The organism is Bacillus vallismortis (assembly GCF_004116955.1).
Taxonomy (GTDB): domain Bacteria; phylum Bacillota; class Bacilli; order Bacillales; family Bacillaceae; genus Bacillus; species Bacillus vallismortis.
This window is the reverse complement of sequence record NZ_CP026362.1, coordinates 2985964-2998995: the sequence shown is the minus strand read 5'-3', so window position 1 is coordinate 2998995 and position 13032 is coordinate 2985964. Positions and strand designations below refer to the sequence as shown.

The window sequence follows — 13032 nt, the reverse complement described above, 5'->3', positions numbered from 1 at the left end:
ATCGGCAGGCGGGTGATATATATGAGTGATTTCTTAAACAAAAGATTTTGGAAATACAGGGGCAAACGAATCCGCCCGTACATGAGAAATAACGTAAAATTAGCAGGCGCAATTATCTTTGTGCCTGTTTTTTTATTGTCTATGTTGATCTTTTGGAGAGAACAACTGGTTCATTTTGATCTTAACCGTGTTATAAAACATTTTGAGTGGAATGTACCTTTAATCATTAAAAGTGTTTTAGGCTCTCTGTTAATTGCTGTTGGAAGTATAGTTGCATCTTACTTTCTTTTCTTTGACAGCTATAAGAAAATCCTTCACAGGCAAAAGCTTGCAAAAATGATTTTCTCGAATAAGTTTTACGAAAGAGATAATGTGAAAGTAAGAAAACTCTTTTCGAATGAAACTGACACAAGAGAAAAGATCACATACTTTCCTAGAATGTATTACCAGGTTAAAAACAATCACATTTATATTCGTATTGCTATGGACATGAGCCGTTTTCAGAATCGCTTCCTAGACTTAGGAAAGGATTTGGAAAACGGCTTATTTTGTGACTTGGTTGATAAGCAAATGGAAGAAGGTTTTGTTTGCTTTAAGCTTCTTTATGATGTGAAAAAGAATCGTATTTCCATTGATGATGCAGTAGCTGAGAATGGAGTCCTTCCGTTAATGAAGCATATTTCATGGCAATTTGATAAGTTGCCGCACATGTTAATTTCTGGCGGTACAGGTGGAGGAAAAACATATTTCATGCTAACGATTATCAAGGCGTGTGTTGGACTTGGGGCAGATGTAAGAATATTGGACCCTAAGAATGCAGATTTAGCAGACTTGGAAGAAGTGCTTCCGAAAAAGGTATATTCCCAAAAGAACGGCATTCTCATGTGCCTAAGAAAGTCTGTAGATGGCATGATGGAACGAATGGATGAAATGAAACAGATGCCCAACTATAAGACAGGTGAAAACTATGCCTATTTAGGCTTAAAGCCTGTGTTTATCTTCTTTGATGAATATGTGGCGTTTATGGATTTTTTAGATATGAAAGAAAGAAATGAAACCCTTTCTTACATGAAACAGTTGGTCATGTTGGGAAGACAGGCGGGATATTTTCTTGTTTTGGGGGCACAACGTCCAGATGCAAAATATTTGGCTGATGGTATTCGTGATCAGTTTAGCTTCCGTGTGTCATTAGGTTTAATGTCCGAGACTGGATACGGAATGATGTTTGGCGATGTTGATAAGGCATTTGTTAATAAAAAAGAAACTGGACGAGGCTATGCCAATGTTGGCACAGGTTCAGTGTTGGAATTTTACAGCCCTATCGTGCCCAAAGGATATGATTTTATGTCATCTATTAAAAATGCGCTGGTTGGAGTCGAGGGAGCGCAGGCGACGGCAGTCGCCAGCGGCAGCGTAAGCGACCAGACGGCCAGCGGCGAAGGAGTGAGCGAAGCGAATGGATGAGCTAAAACAACCCCCCCACGCTAACAGGGGGGTAGTAATCGTAAAAGAAGAAAATGAAACCGTTGAAAGTCCTTTAGTATCAATGGTTGACTACATTCGAGTCTCTTTTAAAACTCATGATGTTGACCGAATTATCGAAGGAGTTCTTCACCTTAGCAAAGACTTTATGACGGAAAAAACATCTGGCTTTTATGGCTACGTTGGCACGTACGAACTGGACTATATCAAAGTCTTTTATTCTGCACCAGACGATAACAGAGGTGTTTTGATAGAAATGTCCGGTCAAGGTTGCCGTCAATTTGAATCCTTCTTGGAGTGCCGGAAGAAAACATGGTACGACTTCTTTCAAGACTGCATGGCACAAGGCGGTTCATTTACTCGCTTTGATTTGGCGATTGATGACAAAAAGACATACTTTTCTATACCGGAATTGTTGAAAAAAGCCCAAAAGGGCGAATGTATTTCACGCTTTAGAAAATCCGATTTCAATGGCTCCTTTGATCTATCTGATGGTGTTACAGGCGGAACGACAATATATTTCGGTTCTAAAAAGTCAGAAGCGTATCTTTGCTTTTACGAAAAAAACTATGAACAAGCAGAAAAGTATAACATTCCGTTAGAAGAACTAGGCGATTGGAATCGTTATGAACTGCGGCTTAAAAATGAACGCGCACAAGTAGCTATAGATGCTTTATTGAAAACAAAGGATTTAACTTTAATCGCTATGCAGATCATTAATAACTATGTAAGGTTCGTTGATGCTGATGAAAACATCACTAGAGAGCATTGGAAAACGAGCCTTTTTTGGTCTGAATTTATAGGGGATGTTGGAAGGCTTCATTTGTACGTAAAACCACAAAAAGACTTCTATCAAAAATCAAGAAACTGGCTTCGTAACTCTTGCGCCCCCACTATGAAAATGGTACTGGAAGCTGATCAGCACTTAGGGAAAACTGATCTGTCAGATATGATCGTAGAAGCTGAACTGGCAGAAAAACATCAAAAAATGTTGAATGTGTTTATAGCTGATGTCGCTGACATGGTGGTTTAAAAACAAGTTGATAAACCTTTATAAAAACAGGTGATGCGATTAAACGTATGTGTCAACGGTACCGGAACGAAGTGAGGATAAGGAGTTGACATATTCAGCGCCACCCAAACCCTCTTGGCATTGAACAAACAACCGTTTGTTCCTGCCTACCGGCGAGGGAGTCCCCCGATGATTCGGGGGAATAGGGGGCTAGATAATTATTTTTAAAAATATATGGGGTGATTAAGACTGAATAAATTAATAGTGATAGCAGAGAGAGCTTATGTTTTCCTTTGGATTATAAATTATTTACTATGGTCATTTGTCACTTTTTTAATTTTGTATCAATCCGTGTATTCACGTAATTTTGTTTATGCATTCGGTAGTTTAATTTTATTTGCTGTGCTTTCAAGCTACCATGTATTAAAAGTTTATAAAAAACTTAAATTAAAAACTGAAACAACAAAGGAATAGCAAACAACAGTAATATAGCAATCCCAAAATTGTATTTTGCTTTCGTGGAAAAAAACCGATCTTTTATGAGTAACATCTTTAATAAATAAGTTGCAACTATTAAAGAAGCGACTATAAGTAAACCCATTAAGAAGGGAGGGGTTATCTCTAGTAAAGAATGAATTGTGACGTTTTCTTCTGGTTCAGGAGCTTCATTAACAATTTTAAGGAACTCGTCACCTAAATTCTTAGTTTTAAAAACTGTGAGAGTAAGGAAAGCTCCTATATTTAAAAATAAAAGATATATCCAAGTAAAGATGTTTTGAATAGATACTTTCTTCGTAGAAAGTAACAGCAAGTTTAAAAACAAAGCAATACTTAATCCGAAAATTAGATGTAGAGTTAATTGCCCAATACTTTGAAATGCATTCATGACGGAGGATTCAAATGTTTGTATATTGCTCATAATACCCTTATTTGAATCCCAAGCTGAAGAAATGTTAGTAATCATAATGATAGCGCCCGTTATGTAAATGATGGATATAAAAACTTTATCAATGATACTAGAAAAACGCTCAAACTTTAACTTTTTTTGTCTAGCTTTTTCCAGTTGGTTTTGCAAAGAGAAGTATTCTTCGGTTTCTTTATTATGAACTACATTAATATTCATCTCATTATACAAGCCATGTTGAGTGTAATTTGTGACTTTACTGTATTCGTTTTGGGTGCTCATTTCATTTTTTTGCAACACGTATTGCCTATAGGTAATAACGAAGGACACAACAGGAATAATCATTTCGACAAAAAAAGTTGCCCAGTTTTGCAATTGATTAACAAATAACATCCATAAAATCCCTTTCTTTTTTGGTATATACTACACCAATACCTAAAACTGGTCAATTTCCCTTTTGCAACTTTTGTCGAAATTTGGCGTGAAGTTCGGTAAACATAAAGTACTAACTTGGAGGGATAAGATGTTTAACATTAATCTGTTGAATCAGGCCCGACTAGAGAGTGATTTGGAGTCTCTTGGCTGTTTAGAAATTGCTGAGGAATTGATCGAAAGAATGATGGAAGATGTCTTTTACAGTGATGTTGCTCAAAGAGTCATAGTTCAAACTCTTGCGGTTATAGATAATGTGAATGCCAAACTTCAAGCCACATTCAACATACTGGAGGATGAAGATACCGAGACAGATGAAAGAATTGTAGAGTTTGAAGGAATTAGCTACTATATGTAGATGAAAAACAAGCATACTGTCATATGCTTGTTTTTATTTGAGACATCATGAGTCACTACTTAATTTTTTCTTTTTTAATTGCATTGTGTTTGCCACAAGACACACTGCACTATAAAATGTCATAGCAACACCTAGTAATAACACTATCCAATTCAAAGTAACTGGTAATTCAATAGTATTTGCAATAAAATTTAGAATGCTTCCAACTGATAATAATGCTAATAAGATAGGTTGATTTTTAATCAAGTTATCACTCTCCAAACATTGTCAAATTTAATATACCATACTTTTTTCCTTGTTATCCATTATTTATAGAGGGAATCGGGGTGAGAAAGTGTAATGTCTGCTGTAGACAAACGTTTCAAAAGCTTGGGTTTTAATGTGGGTATCCCCTCTTTAGTTTTTGTGAGAAGTTTAAGCAGAGATTGTATGCTGGTTGTCGAGGGTGAAAGAATAAAAGGGTTTGCTGAATATCGTTACACATTCTATAAGACAAGATACTTGCCGGACGGTCGTATGACTAGCTTAAAAGTTTATATGGAGAATCAAAGCATAAAAAGGGTGTTACATCGTGTAGCATCCTTTTTATTATTCCTTGAAAAAACAAAACAGGTTTGAAGAAAGCGAGGTCTTTCATGAAACAGAGTGTTGAGGTCGTTGAGATTAAAGGTAAGCCAGTGGAAGTGATCGTGACGGAGTTAAACGAACCAAACTATGAAAAAATGGCAAGAGCCATTTTGAAAATGATAAGAAACATGAAAGTTAACCAGGAGGAAAGTGCTTAGAAATCTATGAAAGGAGAGTGAATCGAATTGCTCCATAAAGAAATTGGCTCAGATAAAAAAGAAGATTCATTTTTTCGGTCTGCCTTTCAAAAACTGAAACGAATTGAACGACCGGAAAAAGACAAACAAAAAGTACCTCGTGACAGGTCGAAGCTGATCGCAGTTACATTGTGGTCTTGTGTTGGGGGGTTACTGTTTATCTGCTTGCTTGCTGTGCTTCTATCAATTAACACAAGATCCCAACTTAATGACATGAAAGACGAAGCGAATAAGCCAACAAATGACGATAAACAAAAAATTTCGGTGACTGCTGCTGAAAACTTTCTGTCAGGGTTCATCAATGAATATGTGAATGTGAAAAACGATCAAGAGTCTATTGAAAAACGTATGCAGAGCCTTGAAAGCTACATGGTGAAACAGGAAGATAACCATTTTGAAGATGAAGAACGCTTCAATGTGGATGGTTTAAAAGGTGATCGAGAGTTAAAGGGTTACAGCTTATATAACGTGAAAGAAGGTGATAAAAACAGCCTTTTTCAATATAAGGTCACATATGAAAATCTATACCCTGTAGAAAAGGAAGTTGAAAAAGAAGTTAAAGACGGAAAGAAGAAAAAGAAGGTGAAAGAAAAGGTTAAAACAAACGAGAAATCTGAAAAACAAATTTTGCTGAATATTCCAGTCACAAATAAAGGTGATTCCTTTGCGGTGTCTGCTGTCCCTTACTTTACACAAATTTATGATCTGAAAGGCAATATTGCTTCTGAGAGTAAAGAAGAGACTAGAGACGAATATGCAGGCGGGAAAAAAGAATCTATCGAATCTTTCCTTCATACTTTCTTTGAGAAATACGCTTCTGAAAAGAAAGAAGAAATGGTTTATATGATGAAAAAGCCGGAAGCATTGGAAGGAAACTTGTTATTTGGGGAAGTTCAGTCAATGAAAATCTTCGAGACGAAAAAAGGTTTCGAGGTTTTTTGTGCTGTTCGATTTAAGGAAAAAGAAAATGATATTCCGATAAATGAAAAATTCAGTTTAGAGATTACTGAAAACAGCGGTCAATATTACGTGAAAAAACTTAATCATCAATAGGAGGTTTAAATATGGATTTCATGAATTTCTTTATTCTTGGCGCAGACCTTCCAACACTTGGAGGGGTAAAAGGTTGGGCATCAGATGTTGTTATCCAATTCATTACGATCGTGGTCATGTTCATAGCCGCAAAGAATCTGATGAAATTAAAAATGGGCGGCATTATCTTTGTTTGCTGTATTGGCAGTGCGGTAACATGGGTTATTAAACACTGGTCAGAATTCTCCGGCTGGATCAATGCGCTAATGGAAAAATTGTAAGGGGGCATCTGAATGGGGCGTCTGGTGTTCAACTACCGAAAGGCAATGAGAGAGCCGAAAAAAATTCAGCAATTAACCGAAAATTATTCGTTACCCTTTGCAGTTGAGTTAATACCGGCTATTAACTATTTCATTTTTGTTGGCCTATGCTTTGGGTTCTGGTACGGCGTGAGGATGATTTTTCCTCACGCTTTTGATAACAGTTTCGTCATCGTGATTTTTGGAATACCGATTTTTTTAACAATGCTTGTTACGAAAATAAAGCCGGAAGGCAAAAACATTTATTTATACTTCATTGATTTTGCAAAGTATTACTTCCTCATTAAGCTTCCACAAAAGAAGTTTTGCAATGACCGAAAGGTTGATTTAAGTAATGAAAAACAAATTGAGTTTCGAAAACTTGTGAAGGTGGTGGATTATTCGAATGAGACTAAAAACGCCTATGAAGGCAATACACAAGAATTTGCTGTTAACAAGAACGGGCGACGTGTGGGCGTACTACCGAATAAAAAGCAATTCGATTCCTATGCAAAATAAAGAAAAAGTTGAATCGTATAAAAAGAAGTGGCAGCATCTTTTTGAAGAAATTACATCTTATGAGGATTTTCACTTGATGATGTATCCAAGTGAGTATGAATTAGAAAAACGATTTAAGGATTTAGAAACAGATATTGCGGCAGATGCAATGGATGTGGCACGTTACTACAATGAAGAAACGGTAAGGCTGTTAGAACAGCGATTAGGAAGGCTGACAAAGTATGACTTCATTTTAGGTGTAAAACTGAAAAGCAGTCTTGTAAATATTAGTGTCGAACTTAAAGACAATATATTATCTTTTTTCAATACAGCGACTGATACAGTCGTGAAAATGCTCGGGTGGGAACAAAATGTTTCCACCTCTTTTTTTGAAAAATATGAGGAAGTCGAAGAAACACTAGCGAATATCATGGCTTCTGTTCGCGGAGAACGGCTTTCAGAAACAGATATGACATACATTAACCGTTATCACTTTGTACGTGGGTTAAAGCACCAAACGAATGAAGAAAGTGAGATAAAGGATGTTCGCTCTATTACAAACACGATCATAGACCCCACTGACCCATCAGTATTGCATTTGCATAGTGATCAAGATGAAGGCTATTCAGCTTTTGTCGTGATTGACGAATTTCTTCACAATATGTCGGAAAGTGATTTGTTTTATGAAGCACAGTCTCTTCCCTTCCCTGTTGAAGTTCAGATGAAAATTCAAACGGAATCAAAGTCCATCACCAAGCCTGCCCTCAACCTCAAAAGACAGCAATTGAAAGAAGAACAAAAAGAACAACAAAGCACAGGCGATCGAAGTGATGTTTCCACTGTCACAAGTGCCACAATGATAAGGCATTTACAAGATGAAATAAAGAAAGAAGATGTGCATGTGATGAACTGGCTGTCGGTGATAGTCGTTCATGGAAAGACAAAAAAAGAATGTGTGGGAAAAGCAACGATTGTCAAAAGGCATTTAAAAGGCGCTGGCATTACTTGTCGGCTTCCGGTGGCTGATCAATTGAACCTTTTTTATAAAATGCTTCCTGGTGAAAAGTTAGACATAACCGATAAGAACTGGATTCAAAAAACAACGCAAGACGGTGTGGCTGAAAGTCTGTTTGCTGTTAACTCTGATATTGGTTCGAAGATCGGGTTCTTTCTCGGCTGGGTTGATCGTTTCCAAGAGCACACCGACTTAGAAAGTGCCATTATGTCCAGCCGTGATTTTGTCTTATTCCACCCTTTCTTAGCGAACCAGCAGTTAAAAGGTTCAAAGACACGTTCTCCTCACTGCCTAATCACAGGAGACACAGGAAATGGCAAGTCATATCTAGCGAAATTGATCTTTAACTATATCAGCATGTTAAATATCAAATCTCTGTATATAGACCCTAAAAAGGAAATGAGAAAGTGGATTCAAAGAGTCTTGAATGATGAGTACATTAGAGAGAACTTTCCCTTATATATTGCACATTTAGAGAAATACAACTATATCACGCTAGATCATGAAAACACGCACAACTGGGGAGCGCTTGACCCTATCTCCTTCCTCCCTCCTATGAAAGCAAAAGAGCTAGTTCAAGTCATTTTTGAACAAGTATATGACTTTAAAGGGAAGGACGACATAAACACGGCTTTCCTCCGTGCTACGTCAGAAGTGATTGATGCGAAACAAAACGGTGAACAGGTCGGCTCACTTGATATTATTCGGAAGATGCAGAGCCATCCCGAAGAAGCTGTACAAAAAGCTGGTGACTATTTAAATGAAGTCGTGTCAGATTCCATTTTGAAACTTTGTATTCATGATGGTTCAAATCCTGCATTGTCACTAGAAAAGCGAATCACCATTTTAGAAGTTGAAAATATGGATTTGCCGGATCATGCTGAGCGACTTGAAAACTACACCATATCACAATTAAAGTCTAGTGCCGTCATGTTTGCGCTTGGTAAGTTCTGCGAACTATTCGGTATGAATCAAGATGAACAAACTGTTGAATTTATAGATGAAGCATGGATATTCACCACTTCCCAACAAGGAAAAAAAGTAGAAAGACAAATGCGTCGGATTGGTCGTTCATACAACAATGCGGAATATTTCATTTCCCAATCCACAAAAGACGCTTTGAAAGAAGAAGATTCCGGAAACTTTGGCGTTGCCTTCGCCTTTGACGAACCAAACGAACGTGAAGAAGTGTTGAAATGGATGAACATGGAGGTCACAAGAGAAAACAAAAAAATGATGGAATCCATGTTCCAAGGTCAGTGCTTATTTAAAGATTACTATGGCCGTACCTCCAAAATTTCGATTGAATGTCTATTCGAAGAATGGCAAGGTGCTCTGAAAACGGTTGAGAAAAAAGCTGTCGCATATGCGGAAGAAAAATATTTGTAAAAGGGGTTGAATCGTACATGGAAATAGCTTTCTTAAACTCTCTTGTAGTCACCAGTCCAGGCTTTTATAAAGCTGAAAAAATCTCATTGGACGAAGTTAAACAATGGCTGAATCATTATGACGGTCGATACAAAAGTTTTATCGGACATAAATCGACGGCTCAGTTTCTGCAAAAATTATTAGGTATCAAAATTGAACAAAACCGAAAAACTTTCAGACATATGAAATACCAAAAAGCCATCTGTTTCTCTTTGTATGAGCGATATCCCGAAAACGTACTGCTAACGCAGAGAGACTTAGAGAAAGCCAGATACCAATTTTATTTATTAACTCGGTTAGATTAGGAGGTGGTTGTAATGAAAAAGAAAAGAATTTTGATTGTGTCGGCTATTGTGTTGCTGTTTTTAACTGTCGCATCAGCTATAACAGTATTTTCGGCTGACGGAGATACAACGACGCAGCCAAAAGTCGAAAAAGCTGGCGGCGTGGAATTGAAGGTGAAAAGGTTTCCTATCTCACGCTATCAAGCGAATAATGAAGCATCTGACGATTTAATTAAGGGGGCGTTTGTTGGACTGACAAACGTCACTTTTTCTTTTGCGGGAAACATTGTCCGTGTGGTTGATGCTGGAATGGATATTTTGTATAACTTGCAACCAATTGACGAGTTTGCCAATTCTATTACAAACGTCTCTAAAACAGTTTATAAAACACTGAAAAAGAATTTCGGTGAAGCTTTATTTATATTCACGTGCGCCTATGTTGTCTACCTGTTCTGTGTGAGAGGTAGCATAAAAGAAGCAATGCGGCGGAGTATTCTATTTATTTGTGTCATGGTGATCGGCGGGCTTTGGATGTCAAACGCCAGTTATTACATGAAAGCGTTGAATGCCTTGTCTGTAGAAGCGCAAGGAAAGCTTTTAACTGCGGGAAATGGATTGGTTGGCATTGTTCAAGATGAAGGCAATTTTGCGGACAGTTCTGCGATTGAAAAAGGAAAGGAAATGGAAGGCACAGTTGCGGTTATGCGTAATCTTTACTTTGACATTGCTTTGATGAAGCCATTTCTAATCGTGAACTTTGGAGAAACAAGTGAAGCAAAAATTAATCAGAAAGGTAATTCGAAAGATAAGTTATCGAGGGTTGATAAATTGCTTTCTTACAAACTGTCTAAGGACGGAGAAGAAGCGAAAAAGGATTATATAGATGATGATGAAATTAAAAAATACCAAAATGAGTCCATGACCTCTGGAAATGTGTTTAATCAACTAGGAGAATCTTTTATTGCTGTGGTCGCTTCTATTGTCATTGGGATACCATTTTTATCATTAGCGTTCTTTAACTTTTTACTTCAAATTATCGCTTTAGTCATTGTCTTCTTTGTGCCATTTGCTTTCATCTTAGCGTATGTTCCTCAATTAGCTTATTCGGGATTTGTTACGCTTGGACGCTTGGGGAGTGTTTATCTACTAAAAGCAATGTTAGGAGTTATCGTTCTGTTTGTGTACGTAACTTGCTTTATCGTTGACAAGTTAATTCCTCCAAACGGTTTCGGAATGTACCTCTTAAATGTTGCTGTCCTTGCCTCAATCTTGTGGATTGGTTTTCACAAAAGGGATGCCATTATCAAGTTTGTGACTGCTGGAAAAGTTGTTTCAGTTGATAATAATATGATGGAAAACATGAGACAAAACGTTGTTCAGCCTGCTTGGGAAAATGCGAAGATAATAGGAAGTACATTGGGTAACGGAGGCGGCGTATTTACTGACTTTGCAAAGAATTTCAGGGGAAGAAAAGATGGTTCGAATGCTGATGGCGTAACTGGTACTTCAAGTGGAAGTGGCGGCGATTCGCTGAGTGGGGCTGCTATGGGATATGATAATACTTATGCCACTTCAAGAACTCCGCAAAAAGAGACGGCTAATGGAATTGCTAGTCATAACAGCCGAAACTTAAAACGAAATCCTCAAACTCTATCGAAAGAACAAGAAAAGCAAAAACAAAAAAACGCCTTTGCGAATGCAAAAGAAAATAAACACCAATCTCATTTAGACAGATTGAGAAAAGACGGAATAAATTCTCCTATGTTGAAAGACGCTTTGAATGAAGGAAATGAGGATTTATCCAAACGAGCACCTATCTTGCTGGATAAAAAGGATGAATCAGCACGAACAGATCAAAAAGAATATGTTAATCAGCTTCTTAAACAGCCTGATAACCAGCAACAAACTGATGATGCATCATTACAACATGAAGAAGAAATTACTTTTAATCGTGCGCCTGTCTTACAAGAGAATGAAAAAGATACAGAGCGCACTGATCAGAAAGCATATGTTTATGAAGAACACAATCAGAATCCTGAAACAGATCAGCAACAAGATTTTGAAGTCCAGAAAGATGATTCTGTTTCAAAGAGTGAGCCTGTAGCACAAGAGAAAACAGCAGACATTAAACGTTCAGACCAAAAAGTTATGATAAATCAATCTGAACCACAGTATGGATTTGAAAGCCCTCAACCTGCAAAAGTAGAGAATCAGCCTATTGTCAATAACGAACGTAAAATCAGACCATCTGAACCCGCAAAAGTTCATTCAGATGGTATTCGTGTTGAGGAAAAACAGGTTATTGCTCCTGCTGAAAGTAAGGCTCTATCAAGAGAAAAACAACCTTCATCACAAACCATTAAACGGACTGAACAAAGCATAAATACATTTGAGCAAGTGTCTTTAAATGATATTGGAAGGCGTACCTCGTCAAAATTAGAAGATCGACTGAGAAGGGATGAAAAAACAAGATGATAAGTAAAAAGGTAGTTCTTCCTGTGGTGTTCTCGGCTCCTTTTATCTTCTTTTTTGTTTTATCTATAGTAGTGGTTATGACGATTTCAAGAGAAAATCAAGTCGGAGACGATTTTATAGGCGGCGGGGATGGCGAATATGAAACGGTTGGCATTGCACCGGAAGTCGAACGATTTAGGGCTGTATTTGAAAAGTATGCCCGACAGGAAGGTGTTTTTGACCAAGTGAATATTATTATGGCGCTCACCATGCAAGAAAGTGGTGGGCGTTCTTTAGATATTATGCAAAGTTCCGAGAGTATTGGTTTACCTCCAAACTCCATAACTGATCCAGAATATTCGATTGAAGTTGGCATTAAACATTTTAAGAAGGTTTTTAAACAGGCTGGCGGTGATGTTCGTTTAACCTTACAGGCATACAACTTCGGTTCTGGATTTATAGACTATGTGAAAAAGAATGGCGGGAAATACACGAAGAAATTGGCACTCGATTTCAGCCGACTGCAAGCATTTAAAATGGGCTGGAAAAGCTATGGTGACCCAAGTTATGTTGACCATGTCATGAGGTATGTGAAAGGCTCTGATAAAAATGTAAAGCCTGTGAATGGCTCTATGGATTTCTATGAAACGGTCATGAAAGAAGCTTTGAAGTATGAAGGGCAACCATATGCCTGGGGTGGATCAAACCCGAAAACTGGATTTGATTGTTCGGGCCTTGTGCAGTGGTCTTTTGCGAAAGCTGGAATCACTCTTCCTAGAACAGCACAAGAACAACATGGGGCAACAAAGAAAATAAGTGAAAAAGAAGCGACTGCGGGTGACTTGGTGTTCTTTGGTGGCACATATGAAGGAAAAGCCATTACTCACGTCGGCATCTATGTAGGGAATGGCAGAATGTTTAATTCAAATGACAGTGGAATCGAATATTCTGATCTGAAATCAGGTTATTGGAGAGATCACCTTGTATCTTTTGGACGAATTAATTAACTA

Annotated in this window: 14 protein-coding genes; 12 read left to right on the top strand and 2 right to left on the bottom strand. The window is 37.6% G+C overall.

The window, feature by feature from the left end:
- Positions 1 to 21: 21 nt before the first annotated feature.
- Entirely contained in the window at positions 22 to 1464 is a 1443-nt protein-coding gene (gene conQ / locus BV11031_RS15825) for a coupling conjugation protein ConQ (protein ID WP_010331234.1), read from the top strand.
- A complete protein-coding gene (gene nicK, locus BV11031_RS15820; RefSeq protein WP_010331233.1) occupies positions 1457 to 2515 on the top strand; it encodes a DNA relaxase NicK in 1059 nt (352 codons plus the stop codon). Before conQ ends, nicK begins: the two co-directional genes overlap by 8 nt.
- Positions 2516 to 2936: 421 nt before the next feature.
- On the opposite strand, the gene BV11031_RS15815 is transcribed toward nicK, so the two are convergent.
- Positions 2937 to 3791, bottom strand: a complete 855-nt coding sequence (locus BV11031_RS15815) for a hypothetical protein (protein WP_010331232.1) — start codon at positions 3789 to 3791, stop codon at positions 2937 to 2939.
- A 130-nt stretch (positions 3792 to 3921) separates the two neighbouring features.
- On the opposite strand from BV11031_RS15815, the gene BV11031_RS15810 reads away from it, so the two are divergent.
- Positions 3922 to 4188, top strand: a complete 267-nt coding sequence (locus BV11031_RS15810) for a hypothetical protein (RefSeq protein WP_010331231.1) — start codon at positions 3922 to 3924, stop codon at positions 4186 to 4188.
- A 45-nt stretch (positions 4189 to 4233) separates the two neighbouring features.
- On the opposite strand, the gene BV11031_RS15805 is transcribed toward BV11031_RS15810, so the two are convergent.
- Positions 4234 to 4434: a hypothetical protein gene (locus tag BV11031_RS15805; RefSeq protein WP_010331230.1), complete on the bottom strand. Its 201-nt coding sequence runs from the start codon at positions 4432 to 4434 to the stop codon at positions 4234 to 4236.
- Positions 4435 to 4527: 93 nt separating this feature from the next.
- Between BV11031_RS15805 and BV11031_RS15800 the strand changes: the two genes are divergently transcribed.
- The 9 genes from BV11031_RS15800 to BV11031_RS15765 are packed head-to-tail and all read left to right on the top strand — an operon-like array spanning position 4528 to position 13029.
- Positions 4528 to 4806 (top strand): hypothetical protein, encoded by a 279-nt coding sequence (locus BV11031_RS15800; RefSeq protein ID WP_010331229.1) that lies wholly within the window; start codon positions 4528 to 4530, stop codon positions 4804 to 4806.
- 17 nt (positions 4807 to 4823) lie between these two features.
- Positions 4824 to 4973: a hypothetical protein gene (locus BV11031_RS22680; RefSeq protein WP_010331228.1), complete on the top strand. Its 150-nt coding sequence runs from the start codon at positions 4824 to 4826 to the stop codon at positions 4971 to 4973.
- A 27-nt stretch (positions 4974 to 5000) separates the two neighbouring features.
- Positions 5001 to 6065, top strand: a complete 1065-nt coding sequence (locus tag BV11031_RS15795) for a conjugal transfer protein (RefSeq protein ID WP_010331227.1) — start codon at positions 5001 to 5003, stop codon at positions 6063 to 6065.
- An 11-nt stretch (positions 6066 to 6076) separates the two neighbouring features.
- Positions 6077 to 6325: a transposon conjugation system subunit ConC gene (conC, locus tag BV11031_RS15790; RefSeq protein WP_003328173.1), complete on the top strand. Its 249-nt coding sequence runs from the start codon at positions 6077 to 6079 to the stop codon at positions 6323 to 6325.
- 12 nt (positions 6326 to 6337) lie between these two features.
- Positions 6338 to 6862, top strand: a complete 525-nt coding sequence (locus BV11031_RS15785) for a conjugal transfer protein (RefSeq protein ID WP_010331226.1) — start codon at positions 6338 to 6340, stop codon at positions 6860 to 6862.
- The gene (conE, locus tag BV11031_RS15780) at positions 6750 to 9245 is read left to right on the top strand and encodes a VirB4-like ATPase ConE (protein ID WP_128568268.1); all 2496 of its coding nucleotides are present in this window, start codon (positions 6750 to 6752) and stop codon (positions 9243 to 9245) included. Before BV11031_RS15785 ends, conE begins: the two co-directional genes overlap by 113 nt.
- Positions 9246 to 9262: 17 nt before the next feature.
- Entirely contained in the window at positions 9263 to 9589 is a 327-nt protein-coding gene (locus BV11031_RS15775) for a YddF family protein (RefSeq protein ID WP_010331224.1), read from the top strand.
- A 3-nt stretch (positions 9590 to 9592) separates the two neighbouring features.
- Positions 9593 to 12043, top strand: coding sequence for a CD3337/EF1877 family mobilome membrane protein (locus BV11031_RS15770; RefSeq protein ID WP_129550789.1), 2451 nt, complete (start codon positions 9593 to 9595; stop codon positions 12041 to 12043).
- Positions 12040 to 13029, top strand: coding sequence for a bifunctional lytic transglycosylase/C40 family peptidase (locus tag BV11031_RS15765; protein WP_010331223.1), 990 nt, complete (start codon positions 12040 to 12042; stop codon positions 13027 to 13029). The genes BV11031_RS15770 and BV11031_RS15765 overlap by 4 nt, the downstream gene beginning before the upstream one ends.
- Positions 13030 to 13032 lie beyond the last annotated feature (3 nt).

Coding starts and splice junctions, on each gene's coding strand:
- conC (WP_003328173.1), top strand. CDS start 6,077: ATGGATTTCATGAATTTCTTTATTCTTGGCGCAGACCTTCCAACACTT.
- BV11031_RS15765 (WP_010331223.1), top strand. CDS start 12,040: ATGATAAGTAAAAAGGTAGTTCTTCCTGTGGTGTTCTCGGCTCCTTTT.
- BV11031_RS15810 (WP_010331231.1), top strand. CDS start 3,922: ATGTTTAACATTAATCTGTTGAATCAGGCCCGACTAGAGAGTGATTTG.
- conQ (WP_010331234.1), top strand. CDS start 22: ATGAGTGATTTCTTAAACAAAAGATTTTGGAAATACAGGGGCAAACGA.
- BV11031_RS22680 (WP_010331228.1), top strand. CDS start 4,824: ATGAAACAGAGTGTTGAGGTCGTTGAGATTAAAGGTAAGCCAGTGGAA.
- BV11031_RS15775 (WP_010331224.1), top strand. CDS start 9,263: ATGGAAATAGCTTTCTTAAACTCTCTTGTAGTCACCAGTCCAGGCTTT.
- conE (WP_128568268.1), top strand. CDS start 6,750: ATGAGACTAAAAACGCCTATGAAGGCAATACACAAGAATTTGCTGTTA.
- BV11031_RS15785 (WP_010331226.1), top strand. CDS start 6,338: ATGGGGCGTCTGGTGTTCAACTACCGAAAGGCAATGAGAGAGCCGAAA.
- nicK (WP_010331233.1), top strand. CDS start 1,457: ATGGATGAGCTAAAACAACCCCCCCACGCTAACAGGGGGGTAGTAATC.
- BV11031_RS15800 (WP_010331229.1), top strand. CDS start 4,528: ATGTCTGCTGTAGACAAACGTTTCAAAAGCTTGGGTTTTAATGTGGGT.
- BV11031_RS15815 (WP_010331232.1), bottom strand. CDS start 3,791: ATGTTATTTGTTAATCAATTGCAAAACTGGGCAACTTTTTTTGTCGAA.